General features: G+C 62.7%; 22 protein-coding genes. 18 read left to right on the top strand and 4 right to left on the bottom strand.

Going from position 1 to position 23,259, the window contains the following annotated elements; genetic code table 11:
* Together HX824_RS24690 and HX824_RS24685 are read left to right on the top strand one after the other, a co-directional pair.
* Positions 1 to 1,332 carry an LLM class flavin-dependent oxidoreductase gene (locus tag HX824_RS24690; RefSeq protein WP_102605829.1) on the top strand — a complete coding sequence of 444 codons (1,332 nt, stop codon included), beginning with the start codon at positions 1 to 3 and terminating at the stop codon, positions 1,330 to 1,332.
* Entirely contained in the window at positions 1,329 to 2,282 is a 954-nt protein-coding gene (locus HX824_RS24685; RefSeq protein WP_102605828.1) for a sulfonate ABC transporter substrate-binding protein, read from the top strand. Before HX824_RS24690 ends, HX824_RS24685 begins: the two co-directional genes overlap by 4 nt.
* On the opposite strand, the gene HX824_RS24680 is transcribed toward HX824_RS24685, so the two are convergent.
* Positions 2,252 to 4,642: a TonB-dependent receptor gene (locus tag HX824_RS24680; RefSeq protein WP_177055243.1), complete on the bottom strand. Its 2,391-nt coding sequence runs from the start codon at positions 4,640 to 4,642 to the stop codon at positions 2,252 to 2,254. The genes HX824_RS24685 and HX824_RS24680 overlap by 31 nt on opposite strands.
* Before the next feature lie 88 nt (positions 4,643 to 4,730).
* Complete coding sequence (hpaR, locus tag HX824_RS24675) at positions 4,731 to 5,153, bottom strand: homoprotocatechuate degradation operon regulator HpaR (protein WP_008437189.1); 423 nt, start codon at positions 5,151 to 5,153, stop codon at positions 4,731 to 4,733.
* Between the two features lie 212 nt (positions 5,154 to 5,365).
* On the opposite strand from hpaR (HX824_RS24675), the gene HX824_RS24670 reads away from it, so the two are divergent.
* A complete protein-coding gene (locus tag HX824_RS24670; protein WP_177055241.1) occupies positions 5,366 to 6,622 on the top strand; it encodes an OprD family porin in 1,257 nt (418 codons plus the stop codon).
* Between the two features lie 11 nt (positions 6,623 to 6,633).
* On the opposite strand, the gene hpaA is transcribed toward HX824_RS24670, so the two are convergent.
* Complete coding sequence (gene hpaA, locus HX824_RS24665) at positions 6,634 to 7,536, bottom strand: 4-hydroxyphenylacetate catabolism regulatory protein HpaA (RefSeq protein ID WP_003209891.1); 903 nt, start codon at positions 7,534 to 7,536, stop codon at positions 6,634 to 6,636.
* Between the two features lie 143 nt (positions 7,537 to 7,679).
* Between hpaA and HX824_RS24660 the strand changes: the two genes are divergently transcribed.
* From HX824_RS24660 to hpaI, 8 genes are all read left to right on the top strand, one after another.
* Positions 7,680 to 8,345: a fumarylacetoacetate hydrolase family protein gene (locus tag HX824_RS24660; protein WP_008437186.1), complete on the top strand. Its 666-nt coding sequence runs from the start codon at positions 7,680 to 7,682 to the stop codon at positions 8,343 to 8,345.
* Positions 8,342 to 9,112 carry a fumarylacetoacetate hydrolase family protein gene (locus HX824_RS24655; protein ID WP_177037364.1) on the top strand — a complete coding sequence of 257 codons (771 nt, stop codon included), beginning with the start codon at positions 8,342 to 8,344 and terminating at the stop codon, positions 9,110 to 9,112. The genes HX824_RS24660 and HX824_RS24655 overlap by 4 nt, the downstream gene beginning before the upstream one ends.
* A 5-nt stretch (positions 9,113 to 9,117) precedes the next feature.
* Entirely contained in the window at positions 9,118 to 10,578 is a 1,461-nt protein-coding gene (gene hpaE, locus HX824_RS24650) for a 5-carboxymethyl-2-hydroxymuconate semialdehyde dehydrogenase (protein ID WP_177037363.1), read from the top strand.
* Positions 10,579 to 10,726: 148 nt separating this feature from the next.
* Positions 10,727 to 11,584, top strand: coding sequence for a 3,4-dihydroxyphenylacetate 2,3-dioxygenase (gene hpaD / locus HX824_RS24645; RefSeq protein ID WP_003209884.1), 858 nt, complete (start codon positions 10,727 to 10,729; stop codon positions 11,582 to 11,584).
* Positions 11,585 to 11,726: 142 nt separating this feature from the next.
* Positions 11,727 to 12,119: a 5-carboxymethyl-2-hydroxymuconate Delta-isomerase gene (locus HX824_RS24640; protein WP_087694947.1), complete on the top strand. Its 393-nt coding sequence runs from the start codon at positions 11,727 to 11,729 to the stop codon at positions 12,117 to 12,119.
* Positions 12,120 to 12,170: 51 nt separating this feature from the next.
* Positions 12,171 to 13,475 carry an MFS transporter gene (locus tag HX824_RS24635; protein ID WP_008437183.1) on the top strand — a complete coding sequence of 435 codons (1,305 nt, stop codon included), beginning with the start codon at positions 12,171 to 12,173 and terminating at the stop codon, positions 13,473 to 13,475.
* 10 nt (positions 13,476 to 13,485) lie between these two features.
* Complete coding sequence (hpaH, locus tag HX824_RS24630) at positions 13,486 to 14,289, top strand: 2-oxo-hept-4-ene-1,7-dioate hydratase (RefSeq protein ID WP_003209880.1); 804 nt, start codon at positions 13,486 to 13,488, stop codon at positions 14,287 to 14,289.
* An 18-nt stretch (positions 14,290 to 14,307) separates the two neighbouring features.
* Positions 14,308 to 15,108 carry a 4-hydroxy-2-oxoheptanedioate aldolase gene (hpaI, locus tag HX824_RS24625; protein ID WP_177022136.1) on the top strand — a complete coding sequence of 267 codons (801 nt, stop codon included), beginning with the start codon at positions 14,308 to 14,310 and terminating at the stop codon, positions 15,106 to 15,108.
* A 132-nt stretch (positions 15,109 to 15,240) separates the two neighbouring features.
* On the opposite strand, the gene hpaR (HX824_RS24620) is transcribed toward hpaI, so the two are convergent.
* Positions 15,241 to 15,663 (bottom strand): homoprotocatechuate degradation operon regulator HpaR, encoded by a 423-nt coding sequence (gene hpaR, locus HX824_RS24620; protein WP_003209875.1) that lies wholly within the window; start codon positions 15,661 to 15,663, stop codon positions 15,241 to 15,243.
* A 195-nt stretch (positions 15,664 to 15,858) separates the two neighbouring features.
* Between hpaR (HX824_RS24620) and HX824_RS24615 the strand changes: the two genes are divergently transcribed.
* The 7 genes from HX824_RS24615 to HX824_RS24585 form a co-directional block, all read left to right on the top strand.
* Positions 15,859 to 17,157 (top strand): FAD-binding oxidoreductase, encoded by a 1,299-nt coding sequence (locus HX824_RS24615; protein WP_008437180.1) that lies wholly within the window; start codon positions 15,859 to 15,861, stop codon positions 17,155 to 17,157.
* A gap of 154 nt (positions 17,158 to 17,311) precedes the next feature.
* On the top strand, positions 17,312 to 17,677 hold the full coding sequence (locus HX824_RS24610) for a cupin domain-containing protein (RefSeq protein WP_087694950.1): 366 nt from the start codon (positions 17,312 to 17,314) through the stop codon (positions 17,675 to 17,677).
* A 52-nt stretch (positions 17,678 to 17,729) separates the two neighbouring features.
* Entirely contained in the window at positions 17,730 to 18,389 is a 660-nt protein-coding gene (locus HX824_RS24605) for a LuxR C-terminal-related transcriptional regulator (protein WP_177055239.1), read from the top strand.
* An 86-nt stretch (positions 18,390 to 18,475) separates the two neighbouring features.
* Positions 18,476 to 19,297, top strand: a complete 822-nt coding sequence (locus HX824_RS24600) for a molybdenum cofactor biosynthesis F family protein (RefSeq protein WP_177055237.1) — start codon at positions 18,476 to 18,478, stop codon at positions 19,295 to 19,297.
* Positions 19,290 to 20,090 (top strand): SDR family NAD(P)-dependent oxidoreductase, encoded by an 801-nt coding sequence (locus HX824_RS24595; protein WP_102605817.1) that lies wholly within the window; start codon positions 19,290 to 19,292, stop codon positions 20,088 to 20,090. The genes HX824_RS24600 and HX824_RS24595 overlap by 8 nt, the downstream gene beginning before the upstream one ends.
* Complete coding sequence (locus tag HX824_RS24590; RefSeq protein WP_177055235.1) at positions 20,083 to 20,844, top strand: SDR family oxidoreductase; 762 nt, start codon at positions 20,083 to 20,085, stop codon at positions 20,842 to 20,844. Before HX824_RS24595 ends, HX824_RS24590 begins: the two co-directional genes overlap by 8 nt.
* Positions 20,845 to 21,018: 174 nt before the next feature.
* The coding region (locus HX824_RS24585) for a DUF6531 domain-containing protein (protein ID WP_177055263.1) at positions 21,019 to 23,259 on the top strand (2,241 nt) is incomplete at its 3' end.

Here is a 23,259-nt window from a genome sequence, read left to right as displayed (position 1 = left end):
ATGCCCCGTGAACTGAAACTCGGCGCTTTCCTGATGGCCACCGGGCACCACGTCGCCGCCTGGCGTCACCCCGATGTACCGGCCAATGCCGGGCTGGATTTCGCCCACTACAAACGCCTGGCGCAAATTGCCGAAGCGGCGAAATTCGACGCGCTGTTCGTGGCCGACAGCATTGCCGCCGCCACCGGCGAAATTGCCAGCCGCATGGCGCGCTCGGATCACTTCGAGCCACTGACGCTGCTGTCGGCATTGAGCGTGGTGACCGAACACATCGGCCTGATCGCCACGGCCACCACCAGCTACAACGAGCCGTACCATGTGGCGCGCAAGTTCGCCTCACTGGATCATCTGTCCGGCGGGCGCGCCGGCTGGAACCTGGTGACCTCGGACAACGCCGCCGAAGCACAGAATTTTGGCCGCGACGAGCACCTCGGCCACGGCGAACGCTACAGCCGTGCCCGGGAATTTCACCAGGTGGTGACGGGGCTGTGGGACAGCTGGGAAGACGATGCCTTTGTGCGCGACAAGGCGAGTGGCAGCTACTACGACCCGGCGAAACTGCATGTACTCGGGCATGTCGGCGAACACTTTCGTGTGAAGGGCCCGCTGAACGTGGCGCGCTCGCCCCAGGGCCAGCCGGTGATTGTCCAGGCGGGTTCGTCCGAGGCAGGCCGCGAATTGGCGGCACAAACTGCCGAAGTGGTGTTCACCGCCCAGACATCATTGGCCAATGCCCAGGCGTTCTATGCCGACCTCAAGGGTCGCCTGGCTCGATACGGGCGTGAGCCGGACGCACTGAAGATCATGCCGGGGGTGTTTGTGGTGGTCGGGCAGACAGAAACTGAAGCCCGGGACAAATTCGAGGCCTTCCAGCAGTTGGTCGAACCGCAGGTTGGCGTCGCGTTACTGGGGCGCATGCTGGGTAACTTCGACTTGTCCGGCTACCCGCTGGACGGCCCGCTGCCGGACCTGCCATTGACCGACAGCGGCCAGCGCAGCCGCCAGCAACTGCTGACCGAACTGGCGGGCCGCGAACAGCTGAGCCTGGCGCAACTGGGCCGGCGCATCGCCGGTGGCCGTGGGCACTACAGCCTGATCGGCACACCCGCGCAGATCGCCGATGAACTGCAGCACTGGTTCGAGAATGGCGCCGCCGATGGCTTCAATGTGCTGGTGCCGCACCTGCCGGGCGGGCTGGAAGATTTCGCCCAAGGGGTGGTGCCGGAACTGCAACGGCGTGGCCTGTTCCGCACCGAATACGCCGGCACCACCCTGCGTGAAAACCTTGGATTGGCGCGACCGGCCAATCGCTTTGCGGAGAAACCGGCATGAGAATTCCTGCACTGTTGTTTGCGCTGTTTGCCCTGACTCAAACTGCAATGGCCGCCGAGCCGGCCACCCTGAGGATCGGCTACCAGAAAGGCTCGATCGCCCTGGTACTCGCCAAGGAACATGGCCTGCTGGAAAAACGCTTCGACCAGACGAAGGTGCAATGGATCGAATTCCCCGCTGGCCCGCAGATGCTCGAAGCCTTGAACGTGGGCGCGCTGGACGTGGCGTCCACCGGTGATATCCCGCCATTGTTCGCCCAGGCGGCGGGCGCCGACCTCGTCTACATCGGCGCTGAACCGCCCAAGCCGACGGCGGAAACCATCCTGGTGCAGGCCGACAGCCCACTGCACGGCATCGCCGACCTCAAGGGCAAGAAAGTCGCCTTCCAGAAAGGCTCCAGCTCCCACAACCTGATCCTGCGGGCCTTGAACAAAGCCGGCCTGAGCTACAAGGATATCCAGCCGGTTTACCTGCCACCGGCCGATGCCCGCGCCGCCTTCGAGCAAGGCAGTGTCGACGCCTGGGCAATCTGGGAGCCCTACTCGTCACTGGCCCTGAGCCAAAGCCCGAGCCGCGTCCTGGCCAACGGCGAAGGCTTGAACCTGTCTGGGCCGATCTATACCGCGCGCCGTGCATACGCCGAGGCCAATGGTCCGTTCATCCACGCCCTGCTCGATGAACTGAGCGCCGCCGAAGCCCTGACCCGCAGCCAGCGCGAAGACAGCCTGCAGGTGCTGACCCGTTTCATGGGTTTGCCGGCCGGGGTGATTGCACGTTACGTCGACAACCGGCCGCCATCGCCCATCCTGCCGATTGATAAGCACATCATTGGGGCGCAGCAAGAGACGGCGGACCTGTTTTACCAGAACCGCCTGCTGCCCAAGCCCATCGATGTACAGAAGGCTATATGGCAGGCTCCTCAGAAGTCGACGGTGGCCGACAGCAAGTAAGTGCGCGGCGTCGACAAGGTCAACCCCGGCTCGCTGTCATCCGAGGCACCGGCCGAACTCCAGTAGCGCCGGTTGGCCACGTTCTCGACATTGGCCCGCAGGGTGATGTGCTTGTCGTCGACCTTGAAGGCGTAGCGTGCGCCGACATCAAGCCGCGTCCAGGCGTCGATTTCCTTGACGTTGGACTGGTCCAGGTACTGCGAGCTGGAATAGATCCCGCGGCTGGTCAGGGTCAGGCCTTCAACAGTCGGCACGTCCCACTCCGCGCCCAGGTTGACGTTGTACTTGGGCGTGGCCGGCGCGCGGTTGCCGTCGTAGGTGCCGTTGGTGGTGTGGGTCAGTTCGCTGTCGATGTACATCACCCCGCCCAGCAGGCGGAAACCCTTGAGCGGCTCGCCGAACACGCTGAGTTCCACACCATCGTTCTGGCGCTTGCCATTGGGGCCGAAGACCAGCGTGGTGGCGTTGGTCTCGTAGGCCGGCTGCTTGATCCTGAATACAGCGGCCGTCACCGCGAACGCACCGGCGTCGTACTTGGCGCCGACTTCGACCTGACGGCTGATGAACGGTGGGAAGATTTCGTCATCGTTGACCGACGCCGACGGCGCGACCTTGCCCTGGCTCAGGCCTTCCATGTAGTTGGCGTACAACGAGAGCTTGTCGGTGGCCTTGAACAGGATGCCGCCGGACGGTGAAATTTTTTCCTCGTCGTAGGCGGTGTCGCCTTTGACGTCATCGGTCCAGTCGTCGACCTTGACCCGCTGCCAGCGCGCACCGAGGGTCAGCAGCAACCGGTCATCGAAAAAACCCAGGGTGTCGGACAACGCCACACCGCTGAAACGGTTTTCGGTGTAGACCTTCGAGTCAAATCGCGTTGGCCGGCCAGGCGCGGGGGTTTCCACAGGGTTGTAGATATTGCTCGAACCCGGCGCATATCGCGCGCCGCCGTTTTCGAAGTCCATGTAGAAGTAGCTGGCCGCCAGGTTGACCTCATGGCTCACCGGGCCGGTATGGAACCAGTTGCGCACGCCCGCCGTGGCGGTGCGCACGTTTTCATCACGGGTGAAGTCGCGGGGCTGCACGCTGAAATCGCCGGCGTTGTTGGTCACTGACACAGCATGGCGCAGGAAGTCATGGTTGCTTTTGCGCGCACCGACGCCGCCGTAGAGCATTACGTTGTCGCTGAGATCAAACTCGCCGTTGACCGTGCCGAAGGTGTCGTTGGTGCTTGCCTTGCTCCAGGGCTGCGCGTAGTTGTGGCGTACGTCGTTGGCACTCGGCACCCTGGCGTTGGGCCCGACTTGCACACGTTCCTGGGGGGCGTCGGTGTCGCGCTCGGTGCGGCCGATGTCGGTGGAGAGTCGCAGGCGTTCACCGCGAAAATCCAGGCCCAACACGGCCATTTCGCGGTCGACACTCTGGTCGTCCCAGGCAGTGTCGCCGGACTGCTTCACGCCGTTGAAACGCAGGCCGAATTTATTGTCTTCACCAAAACGCCGGCCGATATCCACGGCTCCGCCCGCCTGGCTGTCGGAGGCCCAACTGCCGGTGAGCGAGGTGATGGGTGTGTCGGTGGCACGCTTGGGCACCACGTTGATCCCGCCGCCCACACTGCCCCGTGGCGAGATGCCGTTGATCAACTGGCTGGGGCCTTTGATGATGTCGACGCGCTCGGCCATTTCCATATCGATGGTGTAGGTCGGCAATACGCCATAGAGGCCGTTGTAGGCGACATCACTGTTGAACAGGCTGAAGCCGCGAATGGTGAATTGCTCATAGCGCCCGCCGGCCGGGTTGGTGGCGCGCACCGAGGGGTCGCTGGCAATCAGGTCGCCAAGGGTACGCGCCTGTTGGTTCTTGACCGCCGCGCTGGTGTAGGTGGTCATGCTGAACGGAGTATCCATGAAGTCCTTCGAGCCCAGCAGGCCCTGGGAGCCACGGCGCGCCACCTGGCCACCGGCGAAAGACTCGCTGTCGGCATCGCCGGTGGTGCCGAGAATCGAGGTGGGCGCCAGTTGCAGGCTGCCGCCTTCGGGAATCGGGGTCAGCCTATAGGCCTGCTCGCCCATGGGCTGCAGTTGCAGGCCGGAGCCCTGGAGCAGGCGCGCGAAACCTTCTTCGACGCCGTATTCGCCGGACAACCCGCTGCTGTTGCGGCCGCTGACCAGCGCCGGGTCCACCGAGAGGTTGACCCCGGCCAGCCCGGCGAAACGGGTCAGCGCGGCGCTCAGGCTGCCGGCCGGCACCTGGTAGCTGCGCCGGGACGCACCGTCTTCGGCATAGCTGATGGGAACGAACAACGGGCTGGCACTCAGGCTCAGCATGAGGCTGAGGTTCAGCAACGGGCGTATTGCGGGCATTGGAAGAAGCTCTCGATTTTGTTCACTTACCTGGAATGACCAGTCACGTGAAAAAAAGGGACAGGCTTCAGCCACTATTTTTTGATTATTACGGTTTGATGCCTTTGAGCTTCTGGAGCAGCTCCATCAATTGCTCCAAGGATTCCTCGCCGAACTGCTCCTGAATCTTCAGGTAATTGCTTTCCATCCCGGCGCTCATGTCGACGAAACACTGCTGGCCCTGTTCGGTCAGGGCGACGAACACCCGGCGCTGGTCTTCGGCGGATTTGCGCCGGCGCACGATGCCGTCACGCTCCAGCCGCCCCAGTACGCCGGTCATGCTCGGCTTGAGGATGCAGGCGAGGTGCGCCAGTTGGTGGCTTTCGAGTTCGCCTTGCTGGCGCAGGATGCGGATCACCCGCCACTGCTGTTCGGTCAGGTCATGTTCATTGAGCAACGGCCGGAAGAACGCCATGGTCGCTTCGCGGGCCTGGAGCAAGGTGAGCGTAAGGGACGGTCTGGGGGTGGGCATGGTTCACGCGCAATAGAGGTCGAAGCGACGAAGCTTAGAGTCGGTGTCCCGCGTGCGCAACCCGACGCACGCAGCAAGTCGTTAATTTCGAAACGAATTCATAAAAACCTGTTAATCCAGCTATTCAGCTTAAAGATAACATGTTAACAATATGCCCGCCCCTGCCCTGGTGGCGGGCTCTACCAACAAAAACAACAAAAGGAACGCCCCTCATGCATTCGTGCCTCTTTCGCACGGCGGCAAGCGCTGGCCTGTGCGCCGCGTTTAGCCCTCTGGTCGCCCACGCCGACTTCATCCAGGACAGCAAGGCCAGCCTGGACCTGCGCAATTTCTACATGAACCGCGACTTTCGCCAGGCCAACGCGCCGCAGAACAAGGCAGACGAATGGGCGCAAGGTTTTGTGCTGCGCCTGGAGTCGGGCTACACCGAAGGCGTGGTCGGGTTTGGCGTGGACGCCCTGGGCGAAATGGGCCTGAAGCTCGACTCCAGCCGCGACCGCCGGGGCACCGGGCTGTTGCCGTCTGGCGCCAGCGGCGAGCCGGCCGACAGCTACAGCGAACTCGGCCTGACCGCCAAATTGCGCGTGTCGAAAACCGTGCTCAAGCTCGGCACCCTGCAACCGCTGTTGCCGGTGGCTGCCTATAACGACACGCGGCTGTTGCCGTCGACCTACAACGGTGAACTGGTGACCTCCCAGGACATCGACGGCCTGACGTTGAACGTCGGCCGCCTGGAAAAGCAGAACCTGCGGGACTCCTCCAACAACGAATCCATGAGCTACGGCGGCGTCAACAGCAGCCACCTGGACCTTGCCGGCGGCACCTACGCGATCAACCCGCACCTGGCCGCGACCTATTACTACGCGCAGATGCAGGACATCTACCGCCAGAATTTCATCGGCCTGGTGCATGACCTGCCGCTGGCCGAAGGCGTGAACCTGCGCACCGACCTGCGCTACTTCGACACCCGCGAGCAAGGCAGCGCCCTGCTGCGCAGCGCTTCGCGGGTCGACGGCGGGCGGATCGACAACCGCTTTTTCAACGGCATGTTCAGTTTGTCGGTGGGCGCACACAAATTCGGCCTGGGCTTTCAGAGCCTTTCCGGCGACGGCGACTTTGCCTTCCCGGGGCAAGATCCGTATTCGGTCAACCTGGTGACCATCAATATCTTCACCAAGGCCAACACCGATGCCTGGCAGGCGCGCTACGACTACAACTTCGCCGCCCTCGGCCTACCGGGCCTGACCTTCATGACCCGCTACGTCGACGGCAGCCACGCGCAAACCGCCACGGTGCGCAACGGCCGCGAATGGGAGCGCGACACCGACCTGGTCTACACCGTGCAGAGCGGCCCGCTGAAGAACGTCAACGTGCGCCTGCGCAATGCGACCCTGCGCTCAAGCAACGGCCTGACCAGCGACATCGACGAAAGCCGGGTGATCATCGGCTACACCGTAGCCCTGTGGTAACGCCGGGCGCCTCAACGCAACCCCGATTGACGCTGGCGGTATTCCCCCGGCGTCATCTGCGCGTAGCGCTGGAAGAACCGGCTGAAATACGCCGGGTCCTTGAACCCCAACTGGTAGCAGATTTCATTCGCCGAACTGCCGGTGAACAGCAGCAGGCGCCGGGCCTCCTGCATCAGCCGCTCCAGAATCAGGCGCTTGGACGGCAGGTCGGCGATGCGTCGGCACACCTCGTTGAGCCGCGCTTCAGTGACGCCGATACCGTCGGCGTAGCGCGACAGCGGCCAGTGTTGCAGGTAGTGGTCTTCGATCAGTTCGTTGAAGCGGTGAAAGATCCGCAGGTCTTCGTGACGTGCAGGGCGGGCTTCCAGGGAATTGGCGCAGAGCCTGAGCAGGCTGATCATGATCAGCCGCGTCAGGCTGTCCAGGGCCGAACCGCGTCCGCTGGCCTGGGCGTTGATCTCGCTGCACAGCTCATCAAACAGGAATTCCAGGCGGCGCACCTCGGGCTGAAACTCCGGTGCCAGCCGCGCCAACGCCACGCAGGCCGCCGGCAATTGTGCGCCGGGGGCCAGGCTGGGGTCGGCGTCAATCAAGGCCCACACCAGTTGCTGGCGCACGGTCAGCACATGGCCGTCGGCGTCGGCTTCGGTGACGAAGGAATGCGCCACCGTCGGCGGCGTGAGGAAAAACATCGGCCCGGATTCGAGGTACTGCTGGTCGTCCAGGTAGACCCGCACCGCGCCGGTCTTGACGTAATGCACCTGGAAAAACCGGTCATGGCGATGCACCGGCATGTTGCGGCCAAAAAATCCCGCCAGGTTGCCGAGCCGGTCGTAGTGCACCTCGGCATCGCTGTAACGCTGGTCGTAGACCTGCCCGATGTTGATGTTGGGGATCGGCTGACGATCGCTCATCACTGCATTCTCTTTGTTGTTTTGACTGCCCTGAAATATTGCCACGCTTGACGATAGTTAACATCTTAATTATAACGTTAACACGTTAACGAATTTCCCACGGTGCAGGTCCGAATCTGCCCCGCCACTGCCAGGAGAAAAGCATGAGCCGTGCCCTGCATGATGTTGCGAACGGCACCCTGTTCGGCGTTGCGCTGAACTACCAGGGGTTGCTGAACCAACGTCTCGCCGAATTCGAACAAGCGCCTTACCAGAAACCACCGGTGAAGCCGGTGCTGTTCATCAAGACGCCCAATACCCGCAACGGCCACGACGGCGTGGTGCTGCACCCGCAAGGTGAACGCCTGCAACCGGGCCCGGCACTCGGGGTGGTGATTGGCAAGAGCGCCAGCCGGGTCAGCGTCGAAAATGCCCTGGAGCATGTGGCGGGCTACACCATCGTCAATGAGTTCAGCCTGCCGGAAGACAGCTACTACCGCCCGGCGGTGAAAGCCAAGTGCCGGGACGGTTTCTGCGCATTGGGCCCGGAACTGGTGGCCCGCGACCAGGTCGCCAATCCGCATCAATTGAGCGTGAAGCTGTTCGTCAACGGTGAACTGCGCCAGCAAAACTCCACCGCCAATTTCGTGCGCAGCCTGCCGCAGTTGATCGCCGAGATCAGCGAGTTCATGACCCTGCACGAAGGCGACGTGCTGATCACCGGCACCCCCGAAGGCCGGGTGGATGTGCAACCCGGCGACACGGTTGAAGTCGAGATCAGCGGCCTGGGCCGCCTGGTCAACCACATCAAGGCAGAGGAGCTGTCATGAAACACGCCCGTATTCGCTTTGAAGGTGAAGCCCACCAGGTGCTGGTAGAAGCTGAAAACGCCGTGCGCCTGGCCGACGGTCGCCTGCTGGCTGAAGACCAGGTCGAATGGCTGCCACCGGCCACCGGCAGCATGTTTGCCCTCGGCCTGAACTACGCCGACCACGCCGCCGAACTGGCCTTCAAGCCACCGACTGAACCGCTGGCGTTCATCAAGTCCCCCGGCACCTACACCGGCCACAACCAGGTGACCTGGCGCCCGGACAACGTCGCCTACATGCACTACGAGTGCGAACTGGTGGCGGTCATCGGCAAGCCTGCGCGCAACGTCAAGCGCGAGAACGCCCTCGAGTATCTGGCCGGCTACACGGTGTGCAACGACTACGCGATCCGCGACTACCTGGAAAACTACTACCGCCCCAACCTGCGGGTGAAAAACCGCGACGCCACCACGCCCGTGGGCCCATGGATCGTGGATGTCGCCGACGTGCCGGACCCGAGCAACCTGAAGCTGCGCACCTGGATCAACGGTGAACTGCGCCAGGAAGGCTCGACCTCGGACATGATTTTCGACATCCCGTATTTGATCGAATACCTGTCCAGCTTCATGACTCTGCAGCCCGGCGACATGATCGCCACCGGCACCCCGGAAGGCCTGGCGGATGTGGTGCCGGGGGATGAAGTGGTCGTGGAAGTGGAAGGCGTAGGCCGCCTGGTCAATCGAATTGTCAGCGAGGCGGACTTTTTCGCCGCCCGTAAAGAGGCTTGAGCAATATGATCAAACACTGGATCAACGGCCGTGAGGTCGAGAGCAAAGACACCTTCATCAACTACAACCCGGCCACCGGCGAAGCCATCGGTGAAGTCGCCAGCGGCGGTGCCGAGGAAGTGGCGCAGGCCGTTGCAGCAGCCAAGGAAGCCTTTCCGAAGTGGGCGGGAACGCCAGCCAAGGAACGGGCCCGCTTGATGCGCAAGCTCGGTGAGCTGATCGAACAGAACGTGCCGCACCTGGCCGAGCTGGAAACCCTCGACACCGGCCTGCCGATCCACCAGACCAGGAACGTGCTGATTCCCCGGGCGTCCCACAACTTCGATTTCTTCGCCGAAGTCTGCACCCGCATGGACGGCCACAGTTACCCGGTGGACGACCAGATGCTCAATTACACGCTTTACCAGCCGGTGGGTGTGTGTGCGTTGGTGTCGCCATGGAACGTGCCGTTCATGACCGCCACCTGGAAGACTGCGCCGTGCCTGGCGCTGGGCAATACCGCGGTGCTGAAGATGTCCGAGCTGTCGCCGCTGACGGCCAATGAACTGGGGCGCCTGGCGGTCGAAGCCGGGATTCCCAACGGCGTGCTGAACGTAATCCAGGGCTACGGCGCCACCGCCGGTGATGCACTGGTGCGCCACCCGGACGTGCGGGCGATTTCCTTCACCGGCGGTACCGCCACCGGCAAGAAAATCATGCAGACCGCCGGGCTGAAAAAGTACTCCATGGAACTGGGCGGCAAGTCGCCGGTGCTGATCTTTGAAGACGCCGACCTGGACCGCGCCCTCGACGCGGCACTGTTCACCATCTTCTCGCTCAACGGTGAACGCTGCACCGCCGGCAGCCGGATCTTCATTCAGGAGAGCGTGTACCCGCAGTTCGTCGCCGAATTTGCCGCCCGCGCCAAACGCCTGATCGTCGGCGACCCACAGGACCCGAAGACCCAGGTCGGCTCGATGATCACCCAGGCCCACTACGACAAGGTCACCGGCTACATCAGGATTGGCCTCGAAGAAGGCGCCACCCTGCTGGCCGGCGGCCTGGAACGCCCGGCCAACCTGCCGGCGCACTTGAGCCGCGGGCAGTTTATCCAGCCGACGGTGTTTGCCGATGTGAACAACAACATGCGCATCGCCCAGGAAGAAATCTTTGGCCCGGTGGTGTGCCTGATCCCGTTCAAGGACGAAGCCGAGGCGCTGCAACTGGCCAACGACACCGAGTACGGCCTGGCGTCCTATATCTGGACCCAGGACATCGGCAAGGCGCATCGTCTGGCCTACGGCATCGAAGCCGGCATGGTGTTCATCAACAGCCAGAACGTGCGGGACTTGCGCCAGCCGTTTGGTGGGGTAAAAGGTTCCGGCACCGGCCGTGAAGGCGGCCAGTACAGCTTCGAAGTGTTTGCCGAGATCAAGAACGTGTGCATTTCCATGGGCAGTCATCACATCCCGCGCTGGGGTGTGTAACCCGGATATAACAACGCTACCTGTAGGAGCGAGCTTGCTCGCGAAGAACCCGCAGGCGCCGCGGGCTAACAGAAGTGCTGCGTTATCGTTGACGTTTTTCGCGAGCAAGCTCGCTCCTACAAAAGAATAAATACTCAGGAGAATGATCATGGGCGAAGTGGTTCTGGCAGCGAAGATCTGCCACGTCCCCTCGATGTACCTGTCGGAACTGCCCGGCAAGCACCACGGTTGCCGCGAAGCAGCCATCGCCGGGCACAAGGAAATCGGGCGGCGCGCCCGTGAACTGGGGGCCGACACCGCGGTGGTGTTCGACGTGCACTGGCTGGTCAACAGCGGCTATCACGTCAACTGCGGCGAGCATTTCAAGGGCACCTACACCAGCAACGAGCTGCCGCATTTCATCAAGAACATGGAGTACGAGTACCCGGGCTGCCCCGAGCTGGGCGAGTTGATCGCCGCCGAGGCCAACCTGGCCGGCGTGCGCACCATGGCCCACAACATCCCGAGCCTGGAGCTGGAATACGGCACCCTGGTGCCGATGCGCTACATGCACATGGGCGTGCCGGACGCGCAGAAGTTCGACGTGATCTCGATTGCCGCGTGGTGCGCCTGGCACCGCCTGGAAGACAGCTTTGCGTTCGGCGCCGCCGTGCGCCGGGCGATCGAGAAAAGCGACCGCAAAGTCCTGGTGCTGGCCTCGGGCTCCCTCTCCCACCGTTTCTCGGACGACCGCGAAGCCGAAGCCAACATCCACAACTGGACCCGTGAATTCGACAAACAGATGGACCTGCACGTGGTGGAGATGTGGAAGCAAGGCCGCTTCAAGGAGTTCTGCGCAATGCTGCCGGACTACGCCGAGCACTGCTTCGGCGAAGGCAAGATGCACGACACCGCGATGCTCCTGGGACTGCTGGGCGGGCCGGACTACAACCAGCCGGCCGAGATCATCACCCAGCCGTTCGGCAGTTCGGGCACCGGGCAGATCAATGCCATTTTCCCTTTATGAGCCTTGGTGAAGATCACCTGTAGGCGCTGGCTTGCCTGTGATGCAGGCACCTCGGTGTATCTGTCGCACCGAGTTGATGCCATCGCAGGCAAGCCAGCTCCTACAAGGAATTCGCTGTACCTCACCCCAAGAGGAGATACACATGCCGCACTTCATCGCCGAATACACCGACAACATCGAGCAGCAGGCCAACCTGCCGGCCCTGTTCGAGCAGGTTCACGCCGTGCTGGGGGACAGCGGCGTGTTTCCCCTGGGGGGCATCCGCAGTCGCGGAGTGCGCCTGGACACCTGGCGCATGGCCGACGGCAAGCATGACTACGCCTTCGTCCACATGACCCTCAAGGTCGGCCACGGGCGCGACCTGGAAACCCGCAAGGCGGTGGCCGAAGCCCTGTTCAAGGTCATCACCGAACACTTCGCCGAGCTGCAATCCCAGCGGCTGCTGGCGTTGTCGTTCGAGATGATCGAGCTGCACCCCGAGCTGAATTTCAAGCAGAACAACGTGCACGCATTCCTGAAGAACCAGGCGGGCTGAGCACAGCCCACCTTTCCGCCCATGGCCACTCAAACAAAAAAGAACAACATCATGAGCACAGCCAATACCGCCGACAGCACCACCCTGATCGAACATCAGCGCACCCACAGCATCGTCACCTGGCGACTGATGCCGTTGCTGCTGATCTGCTACCTGTTTGCCCACCTGGACCGCATCAACATCGGCTTCGCCAAGATGCAGATGAGCACCGACCTGCACTTCAGCGACACGGTGTATGGCCTCGGTGCCGGCCTGTTTTTCATCGCCTACGCGCTGTTCGGCGTACCCAGCAACATGGCCCTGGACCGGGTCGGCCCACGGCGCTGGATCGCCTGCCTGATGGTGGTGTGGGGCGTGCTCTCCACCAGCATGCTGTGGATCGAAAGCTCCACGGGCTTCTACGTGCTGCGCTTTCTGCTGGGGGTGGCCGAAGCCGGCTTCTTCCCGGGGATCCTGGTGTTCCTCAACCGCTGGTACCCGGCCCGCCGCCGCGCGCAAGTCACCGCACTGTTTGCGATTGCCGTGCCCATGGCCGGTGTGATTGGTGGCCCGTTGTCCGGTGCGATCCTGGAGAACTTCCATGATTTCGGCGGGCTGCGGGGCTGGCAGTGGATGTTCCTGATCGAAGGCGCCCCGGTGGTGCTGCTCGGCCTGGTCGTCCTGAAATACCTGCCCGACAGCTTCGAAACCGTGAAGTGGCTGGAGCCCGCGCAAAAGCAACAACTGCGCGAGCAACTGAGCACTGAAGAACAGCGCAAATCCATCACCTCCTTCGGCGGCATCCTGCGTGACCCGCAGGTGTGGCTGCTGGTGGCGGTGTACTTCGCGGTGATGCTGGCGGTGAACACCCTGGCGTTCTGGATGCCCACCCTGATCCACGGCGCCGGCATCGGCCGCGACAGCCAGGTCGGCTTGCTGAGCGCCGTACCGTATCTGGCCGGGTGCTTCTTCATGATCGGCTGCGGGCGCTCGTCCGACCGCAACCGCGAACGCCGCTGGCACCTGTGCGTGCCGTTGCTGATGTCGGCCATCGGTATTGCGGTGGCCGGGCTCTCGCCCACCAACCCGACCCTGGTGCTGGGCGGCCTGATCCTCGCCGGCATGGGCGCCAGCGCTGCGCTGCCGATGTTCTGGCAATTGCCGCCGGCGTTCCTGTCCAACAGCACCCAGGCGGCCGGCATCGCGCTGATCAGCTCGTTCGGCAGCATCGCTTCGTTCCTCGCGCCCTACCTGATCGGCTGGATGCGCGACACCACCCAAAGCGCGAGCCTGGCCCTGTACGTGCTGGCGCTGCTTATCGCCCTCGGCGGCCTGCTGGTGCTGCGCACCCATGCGGCCATCGTCAATCCCCAGTAGAGATTTTGTCATGCTTGATCAAGCCCTTATTCAGCAAGCCGCCGCCCGCCTCGACCAGGCCGAGCGCTCCCGTGAACAGGTGCGCCAGTTTTCCCTGGATCACCCGAACATCACGATTGAAGACGCCTACGCCATCCAGCGCGCCTGGGTGGCCCGGAAAATCAAGGACGGGCGCAAGCTGGTCGGGCACAAGATCGGCCTGACGTCGCGGGCGATGCAGGTGTCGTCGAACATCACCGAGCCGGATTACGGCGCCCTGCTCGATGACATGTTCTTCGACGAAGGCACCGACATCCCCTTCGAGCGCTTCATCGTGCCGAGGGTGGAAGTGGAACTGGCGTTCATCCTCGGCAAGCCGCTCAAGGGCCCAAACTGCACGATTTTCGATGTGCTCGATGCCACGGAATGGGTGATCCCGGCGCTGGAAATCATCGACGCCCGCATCCAGCAGATCGACCCGCACACCAACGCCACCCGCAAGGTGTTCGACACCATTTCCGACAACGCCGCCAATGCCGGCGTGGTGATGGGCGGCCGCGCCGTGCGCCCCACCGAGATCGACCTGCGCAAGGTGCCGGCGGTGCTGTACCGCAACGGGGTGATCGAAGAGTCCGGGGTGTCGGCTGCGGTACTTAACCATCCGGCCAAGGGCGTGGCCTGGCTGGCGAACAAACTGGCGCCGTACGACGTCACCCTGCAACCCGGCCAGATCATCCTCGGCGGCTCCTTCACCCGCCCGGTGGCGGCGAATCCGGGTGACACCTTCCATGTCGACTACGACATGCTGGGTTCCATCTCCTGCCGCTTTGTCTGAATACTGGAGGACTGTTTCATGGACATGCCCATCAACCGTTTCAAGCAGCGCCTGCAACGTGGCGAGACCCAGATCGGCCTGTGGCTCGGTTTGGCGGACGCTTATTGCGCCGAACTGGCGGCGAATGCCGGGTTCGACTGGCTGCTGATCGACGGCGAGCACGCGCCCAATGACCTGCGCGGCATGCTCGGCCAACTGCAGGCTGTCGCGCCTTATGACAGCCAACCGGTGATTCGCCCGGTGATCGGCGATACGGCGTTGATCAAGCAGGTGCTGGATATCGGCGTGCAGACGCTGTTGGTGCCGATGGTGGAGACGGCTGACCAGGCACGGCAGCTGGTGCGGGCGATGCGTTATCCACCGGGTGGTGTACGGGGCGTGGGCAGCGCGCTGGCGCGGGCGTCGCGCTGGAACAGTATTCCCGGTTACCTGGATGAGGCCGATGCACAGATGTGCCTGCTGGTGCAGATCGAGAACCGTGAAGGCCTGGACAACCTGGACGCGATTGCGGCGGTTGATGGCGTGGATGGGGTGTTTATCGGGCCGGCGGATTTGAGTGCGGCCATGGGGCATCGGGGGAATCCCGGGCACCCCGAGGTGCAGGCGGCGATTGAGGACGCCATCGTACGGATTCAAAAAGCCGGCAAGGCGGCGGGCATCTTGAGCGCGGATGAGAAACTGGCGCGGCGGTATATCGAGCTGGGGGCGGCGTTTGTGGCGGTAGGGGTGGATACGACCGTGTTGATGCGCGGGTTGCAGGGGTTGGCGGCGAAATTCAAGGACACCGCAACACCGGCCATTACCGGCGGCGTGTACTGACGCTCTGAAACCACAAAGATCCAAAATGTGGGAGCGGGCTTGCTCGCGAAAGCGGTGTATCAGTGCCAGGTTTGTTGGCTGACCCACCGCATTCGCGAGCAAGCCCGCTCCCACATTTGGATAGGCGGTGTGTCAGCGCTTGATAGTCTTCAACTCATCCAGCAACCCCAGCAACACCTGCAACTTCTCCTCCCCGAACTGCTCCTGCAACCGCTGGTAATTCTCCTCCATGCACTGGCTCATCGACTCGAAACTGGCCTTGCCCTTCTCCGCCAGCGTCACCAGCACCCGCCGCTGATCCTGCTCGGCCTTGCGCCGGTGCACCATCCCCGCCGCCTCCATGCGCACCAGCACGCCGGTCATGCTCGGCTTGAGAATGCACGCCAGTTCCGCCAGTTGGTAAATCTCCAGCTCGTCATGCTGGCTGAGAATTCGAATAACCCGCCATTGCTGCTCGGTCAGCCCATGCTCATTCAGCGAGGGCCGGAAAAAACTCATGGCCGCTTCACGGGCCTGAAGCAAGGTCAGGGTCAGGGATTGTCTGGGTTTCAACATAGGCTCAGGGTCACGATAGATTTAGTTAATGTTTTAACGAAACTCTAACACTCTCCTCCCCACCTCACGCTATAACTTGTGAAGCCGGCGAAGGCTCTGGCGCGCAGGATCAAAACCGGCGGCACACAGAATCAAGACATCCAGCGCGCCAACGGCCTTAATACACTCATTAGCTCTTCACTGTCAGGCAGCGCAATGATCAATATCGAAACGCCGACCTATTACACGGCGACCAAGAAATACAACCTCAGCTTCCCCACCCTGGAGCAGGACGTGGAAGCCGACGTGGTGATCATCGGTGGCGGCTTTTCCGGGATCAACACCGCCCTGGAGCTCGCCGAAAAAGGCATCACCAACATCGTCGTGCTGGAAGCGCGTTACCTGGGTTTCGGCGGAACCGGGCGTAATGGTGGGCAGATCATGGCCGGCATCGGCCACGACCTGGAAAAGATCAAGAAGGACGTGGGTGAAGACGGCCTGCGCCAGATCTTCGAGATCAGCGACCTGGGCGCCGACATCATCAAGAACCGCATCGCCAAGTACGACATCGATGCCGACTTCTGCCACGGCTATGGCTACATGGGCTTCAACGCCCGCCAGGAAAAGACCCTGCGCGCCTGGGAGAAAGACTTCAAATCCATCAACACCCAACACGAGATCCGCTTTCTTGGCGGCTCCGACGTCAGGCAGATCATCGGCTCCGACGCCTACAGCAGCGCCCTGCTGCACATGGGCGGCGGGCATGTGCACTCGTTGAACCTGCTGCTGGGCGAAGCCAAGGCCCTGGCCGGCCACGGCGTGCGGATTTTCGAGAACAGCCCGGCGCTGGAAGTCAGTTATGGCGAGCGCATCACCGTGCGCACCGGCCGCGGTTCGGTCAAGGCCAGCAAGCTGCTGTGGGCCTGCGACAGTTTCCTCAACAAGCTGGAGCCGGAACTGCACCGCTCGACCATCAACACCTACGCGTTCCAGATGATGACCGAGCCGTTGCCAGAAGAGCTGATCAACCGTATCAGCCCGATTCGCGGGGCCTACAGCGACATTCGCCCGGTGATCGACTACTACCGCGTCACCAACGAAAACCGCCTGCTGTTCGGCGCCGCCACGCCTTTGGTGGAGCACATTCCCGGCGATTTGAAAGCCTGGAACCGCAACCTGATGCTGAAGATTTTCCCGTACCTCAAGGACGTGAAGATCGACCTGGCCTGGGGCGGCCCGATGGCCTGCAGCCCGAACCTGTTCCCGCAGGTCGGCACCTTGCCCGGGCGCAGCAACGCGTTCTACGTGCAGGGCTATTCGGGCTTCGGCGTGACCCCAAGCCACATCATCTGCAAGGTGCTGGCCGAAGGCATGAGCGAAGGCTCGGCGCGGTATGACTTGGTCAGCTCGATCCATCGCCCGACCATCATCGGCAAGGACGCGATCCGCCCGCTGCTGCTTACCGCCGGCAAATCCTGGCACCAGCTCTCCGGTTACTGGAACGGCCGCCGCTAAATCCCACGCCTGACACCTGTAGGAGCGAGCTTGCTCGCGAAAAACCCAAGGGCGCCGCGTTAATCCAGGACGCCAACGTCATCGTTGACGACCTTCGCGAGCAAGCTCGCTCCTACAGTTGGTCACTAATTTTTTCTCATCAGGAGCAACTGCCATGACCCTCGTTACCCTCAAGAAAGACATCCAGCTATCCGAACTCGACGCCTGGGGCACCGTCGCCGACCTCGGCTCGACCATCCTCGAAGGCGAAGTCCGGGCCTTCGGAAAAATGACCTTCGGTGCCCCCACCGACCCGGTCAGCAGCGCCTATTTCGGCACCACCCAGGGCAAGTTCCGCATGGTCTACCCGTTTGCCGAACAAGCCACCGTGGTCACCGGCGAAGTGGTGCTCACCGACGAGTCCACCGGCCAGAGGACCCGCTACAAGGCCGGTGACAGCTGGTTCGTGACCAAGGGCACCCCGGTGCTGTGGGAAGTGGTCAGCGAAAGTTTCGTCAAACACTACTTCGCCGTGGTGTGATAGCCCCGGCTGCCGGCACCCGTCGGCAGCCTTTTGGCGCAGGTGCCCACCCATGCACGCTCTCCCCGCCCACGAAGTCGCCGGCCAGTGCCTGCAGGCTTTCACCCGCTTGATTCCGGTCAGCCAGGCCGCGTTCTATTGCGTCGACCGCCAGCTGCAAGCCCGGGATTTCCAGTTGCACGGCATGAGCGGCGAAATGCACCGCGACTACCTCGACAACTACCGCCAATTCGACCCGTTGCAACCGCGCAACTGCCTGTCCAGTGGCCTGGCGGTGGTGCCGCTGGGCCTTGCCATGGCCCGCCAGCCGGCGCGGGATACCCGGCGCTATGGGGATTTTCTGCGGCGCTATGGCGTGGTCGATGTGGTGGAGATTTTCGCCCAGCGCGCCGGCCAGCCCCAGGCGGCGATTTCGCTGTTGCGCACCGCCGACCAGGGCGCTTTCACCGGCGAGCAACTGGCCCAACTGAACGCCCTGCAAACCTTGCTGCAACTGGCGGTGGCCAACATGCAGCCCACTGAAGATGCATTGGCCGGTCTCACACCCAAGGAGCGCCAGATCGCCCTGCTGTTGCGCCAGGGCGCCAGCAATAAACAGTTGGCCCAGGAGCTGGATGTCGGCCTGCCCACCATCAAGACCCACCTGATCAACCTGTTTCGCAAGGCCGGCGTCAGCAGTCGCACAGAACTGGTGGGAAGTCTTTTCCTGTAGTTCGCCTCAACCATCCGGTTGATACCCGCGCCTGCTCCCGGGCGCGATGATTCGTGGTGTTCACCCACCCAACCGGAGCTTCGCAAATGACCACCCCTTCTGACTGGATCACCGTGGGCGCCCTGGCCGACGGCTTCGCCCCAGAGGCATTTATCCTGCCGAACCTGGCCGACCTGAGCGGCAAGGCCTTCACCCTGCACTTCGCCAATGGCTGGCAGATCGAGCACCGTTTCGAGCGCGACAGGCTCTCCTGGGTTGCAGCCGACGGTCACTCCAGCGGCAGCGCCACCTACCGTGCGACCTCGGTGCGCCCCGGCCTGTACCTGGTGGATTTCATCAAGCGCGAAGGCACGCAGGCCTGGTCGGTCAGCCTGGTGCTCGACACCGCCAGCGCTTCGTTCACCGCTGTGCTCGGGCGCATGCCCACCCAGGAACAAACCCGCGAAGGCCTCTACAGCCGCGCCCTTGCCGGCAAGCCGCTGACGTCGGTGGAAGTGGAATTCCTCCACGGCAGCCTCGACCGCCCGTGGCAGCCAGGCCAATGCCCCCACGCACCAACCACCGACCTGATCGGCCTGCGCAACCAGTACCGCTACAGCCCGAGCGAGGTCTACGAGCACATCTACCTCAACCACCAGTTCTACGCCTGGCAATGCCTCAAGGGTGTCGAGCAAGGCCTGTGCGACACCGACCGCTGCGATTACTACAAGATCGCCCACCAGCTCTACCTGTTCGTCTGGCGCGAAAAAATCATCCCCACCCTCGGCCTGGTGCTGATCGACCTGCAGCAACACCGCAGCGACGGCAAGATCTTTGGCTATGCCGACGCCTCCTTCGATGAACTATCGAACTTTCCCATCAGTTCCTACTGCCAGGTGCTCAATCGCACGGAGCATCCTGATGACTGAGCCGCGCACGATTGTGATCACCGGGGCCGGCACGGGCATCGGTGCTGCGTGCGCCCGGCTGTATGCTGCCGAGGGTGCGCAGTTGATACTGATCGGCCGTCGTCGCGAACCGCTGGAGCAGGTCGCGCGGGAAACCGGGGGGTTGGTGTTGGTGGGTGATGCGGCCTGCCCGCAGACCTGGGAGGGTTTTATTACGCAGATTCGCCAGCACTATGGGCGGATCGACGTGCTGCTGGCCTGTGCGGGCGGCCATGGCGTGGGCAGCGCCACCGACACCAGCCCGCAGACCTGGGAAGCGGCGCTGCGCAGCAACCTCGACAGCGCCTTCTACAGTGCGCGGGCGTGTTTGCCGCTGCTGCTGGAAAGTGGCGGGAACATCGTGCTGATGGGTTCGATTGCCTCACTGGCTGCCGGGCCCGAGGTGTGCGGCTACACCACGGCCAAGCATGCCTTGCTCGGGCTCAATCGCTCGCTGGCCCGAGATTATGGCCCGCGCGGGGTGCGGGTGAACGCGGTGTGCCCCGGCTGGGTGCGCACGCCGATGGCGGATGAGGAAATGCAGCCGTTGATGGATTTCCATGGCGAGACGCTGCAGCACGCCTATGACCGGGTGTGCGCCGATGTGCCGTTGCGCCGGCCGGCCAGCGCTGAAGAAATCGCCAGGGTGTGCCGCTTCCTGGCATCCAGTGACGCGTCGATCATTACGGGTGCGACGCTGGTGGCGGACGGAGGCTCAAGCATCGTCGATGTGCCGACGCTGGCCTATGCGCGTATGGAGCAGCGTCATGAATGAAGACCTGGATTTCACTGGTCGCAACGTATTGGTAACGGGTGGCGCCCAGGGTATTGGTCGGGCCATCGTCGAAGCGTTTGCCCTGCGGGGCGCGCGGGTGATGATCGCCGACCTGCAACTGGCAGAGGCGCTCGCGCTGGAGCTGTGCGGGCGCGGCTGCCAGGTGGAAGCGGTGACGGTGGATCTGGCGGATGCGGCTGCGGTTTTCGAGCTGATTGCGGGGGTGGAACACGACTGGGGGCGGCTGGATATTCTGGTGCATAACGCCGGGTATTTTCCGCTGACGCCCTTTGCCGAGATCACTCCGGCGATGCTCGGCCGTACCTTGGCGGTCAACCTCTCGGCGTTGTTCTGGCTGACCCAGGCGGCGCTGCCGATGTTCCGCCGTCAGGGTCGGGGCTGCGTGCTGGTTACGTCGTCTGTCACAGGTCCCCGGGTTGCGTTTCCGGGGTTGAGTCACTATGCGGCGTCGAAGGCCGGGGTCAACGGGTTCATTCGCAATGCGGCGCTGGAACTGGCCGGTTTGAATGTGCGAGTCAACGGTGTGGAGCCCGGCATGATCGCAACCCCGGCCATGGGCAACCTGGGGAATGACCAGGTAAATGCACAGATCGCCAGCCGGGTACCGCTGGGACGGCTGGGCGCACCGTCGGATATTGCCGGGGCAATGCTGTTCCTGGCATCGGACCTGGCGGGCTATATCACTGGGCAGACGCTGGTGGTGGATGGCGGCTCGACCTTGCCGGAGGTTTAACGAAACGTCCTACCGAACTGCCGGATAACCTCTACTCCCCTGCCCTGAGAACCTCTGCAAAGTCCCTCGCCTGATCACACAGCGCGAGGGAACGCCGATGTTTTTTTCGATTAATGCCCTGCCCGATGGGGCTGCCTCTTGAATCCCGCCATAGGCTTTCTGGTCGTGGCGGCGATGGACCCGAAGACGCGCGACGTCGATGGGGTTCTCAACGACTTCACACATTGCCTGAACACCTACGACGCGTGGGCCGAGAGCTTCTGGAGCTTTTCGGCACTGGATGTCGAGCAGGTGTTCAAGGTCGGCGACGAGGTTTCGCTGGTCGCGCCCATCACCCATTCCCTGTATCCCGCCAGCACCGTCGCGACCTGCAAGGCCAACTCACCGTTGACCCTGGTGCACATGTTCCAGAGCACACGGTTCGTGCCCATCGGCAATACGCCGGTGATGCTGCAGGAAGTCGCGCAAGACGGTGGCGCCCTCGGCGACCCCATCCATAAAACCATCGGCCCCAGCGGCATTCTCGAAGTCACCGAGTGCACCGTCGACCGGCAGTACCGGGTCAGTTTTTATCCCAACGTTTCCCAGGATCACATCAAGGCACTGTATGCCTCCTATCAGTCCGAGATCAGCTCGCTGGAAGGCAACTTGCGCGGTCAGTGGACGAGCACGTTCAAGCCGATATGGGAGAGCTATTCCAAGGCGGGTTATGGCGAGCGCTACACCTCGCTGCAACTGGCTTATGCGCGGGGCTTTGAAAACGTGCTTTACGGTCTCTGGGACGGTATTGCGCAGCTGTACCAGTGGCTGGCAGACATCAAGCCCAACAGCGAAAAGCTCCTGCAGTACCTCTCCCAAGCCGAGCTTGGAGCGCTCCTGAAGCTCAGTCATGAGGCGATTGCCAAGGGATTGTTGATTCTCAGCGACGAGCCGCTGCTGTTCATCTACCTGTCCGCGATGGTCAGCTGGATGCGCATGCTGCCGCCGCATTACATGTTTGAGTTGCTCGGGGAAATCACCACCGAGGTGTTGCTCAACCTGCTGTTGCTGTGGGCTACCGGCGGTATGGGTGTGGCGGTACGGCTAGGCGCGCAGGTGCTGGGCAAGGTCAGGTCCGAGCGGGCACGGGAGTGGTTGGAACAGATTGCCAAGTTGGGCGGTACGGCCCCGTTGGATAGGCACGCGGAGGTGCTTAAGCCGTTATCGCTTCAGAGTCAGGCAGTACCGGTGAAGGCTGCGGCGGTGCCGTTGAAGGCTGGCGTGGACGAGATATCCAACCCGGCACCGATGGTGCGGGAGCCGAAGACGGCGCGCACGGCGCTGGTGAAGCAAGAACATGTGGATGATGCCCCGGCTTCGGCGAAAAACCCCAATGGGGATGCTTCGGTCTGTTCGGCGAATACCTGTACCAATGGCTGCCCGGTTTCGATGGTTACTGGTGAGGAACTGCTGACCCTCACAGACGGCTCGTTGGAGGGTGTCCTGCCATTTGCCTGGACGCGGTTGTATCGCAGCAGTGCCGTGGAAGTGGATTGCGGGTTGGGGTTTGGCTGGAGTCATGCGCTGGCGCAGCGCTTGGTGGTGAGCGGCGAATCGGTGGTGTGGACCGATCACGAAAACCGCAGCACCACCTTTCCCCTGCCCTCTGCTGCACGGCCGGCCATCACCAATAGCCTGGCGGAAGCGGCGATTTATCGGGGTGCTTTGCCGGATGAATGGGTGCTGGCTCAGGCGTCGCTTTTCTACCACTTCCGTGACGGTGTGCTGACGGCGATCAGTGACGCTTACGACAACCGGCTGCGCATTTCCCGCGATTATTCCGGGCGGATTCATCGGATCGATAACCATGTTGGCCAGGGATTGCTGCTGCGGTATGAGCGCGGCCATATCGTTGCCGTCGACTATCAGGTGCAGCGGGAGCCGGGCTGGGTCACCGAACAGAACGTTGTTTCCTACAGGTATGACGACGCTTGGCGATTGATTGAAGCGACCAACGCTGTCGGCGAAAGCGAGCGTTATCGGTACGACGATCAGCAGGTGATCCTGGAGCGGGAACTGGCCGGTGGGGCGAGTTTCTTCTGGGAGTGGGAACGGTCCGGCAAGGCGGCAAGGTGCGTCCGGCACTGGGCCAGTTTTTCGCAGATGGACACGCGGTATGTGTGGGACGACAACGGCACGGTCACCGTGCACAACGCCGATGGCAGCCAGGAAGTCTACGTCCACGACCAGCGCGCACGGCTGGTGCAGCGGATCGATCCGGACGGCGCGCAGCACTTCAAATCCTACGATGAAAAAGGCCGGCTGACGGTCGAGCAGGATCCGCTGGGGGCGGTGACGGCGTATCAGTACGACGAAGCCGGTCGGTTGATTGCGCTGTTTCCCGGGGACGATACGCCGACGTCCTACGAGCATGAC

Source organism: Pseudomonas sp. D4002, assembly GCF_013385665.1.
Taxonomy (GTDB): domain Bacteria; phylum Pseudomonadota; class Gammaproteobacteria; order Pseudomonadales; family Pseudomonadaceae; genus Aquipseudomonas.
Note: the sequence above shows the minus strand (reverse complement) of the source record. Positions and strands in the feature narration are given on the sequence as shown.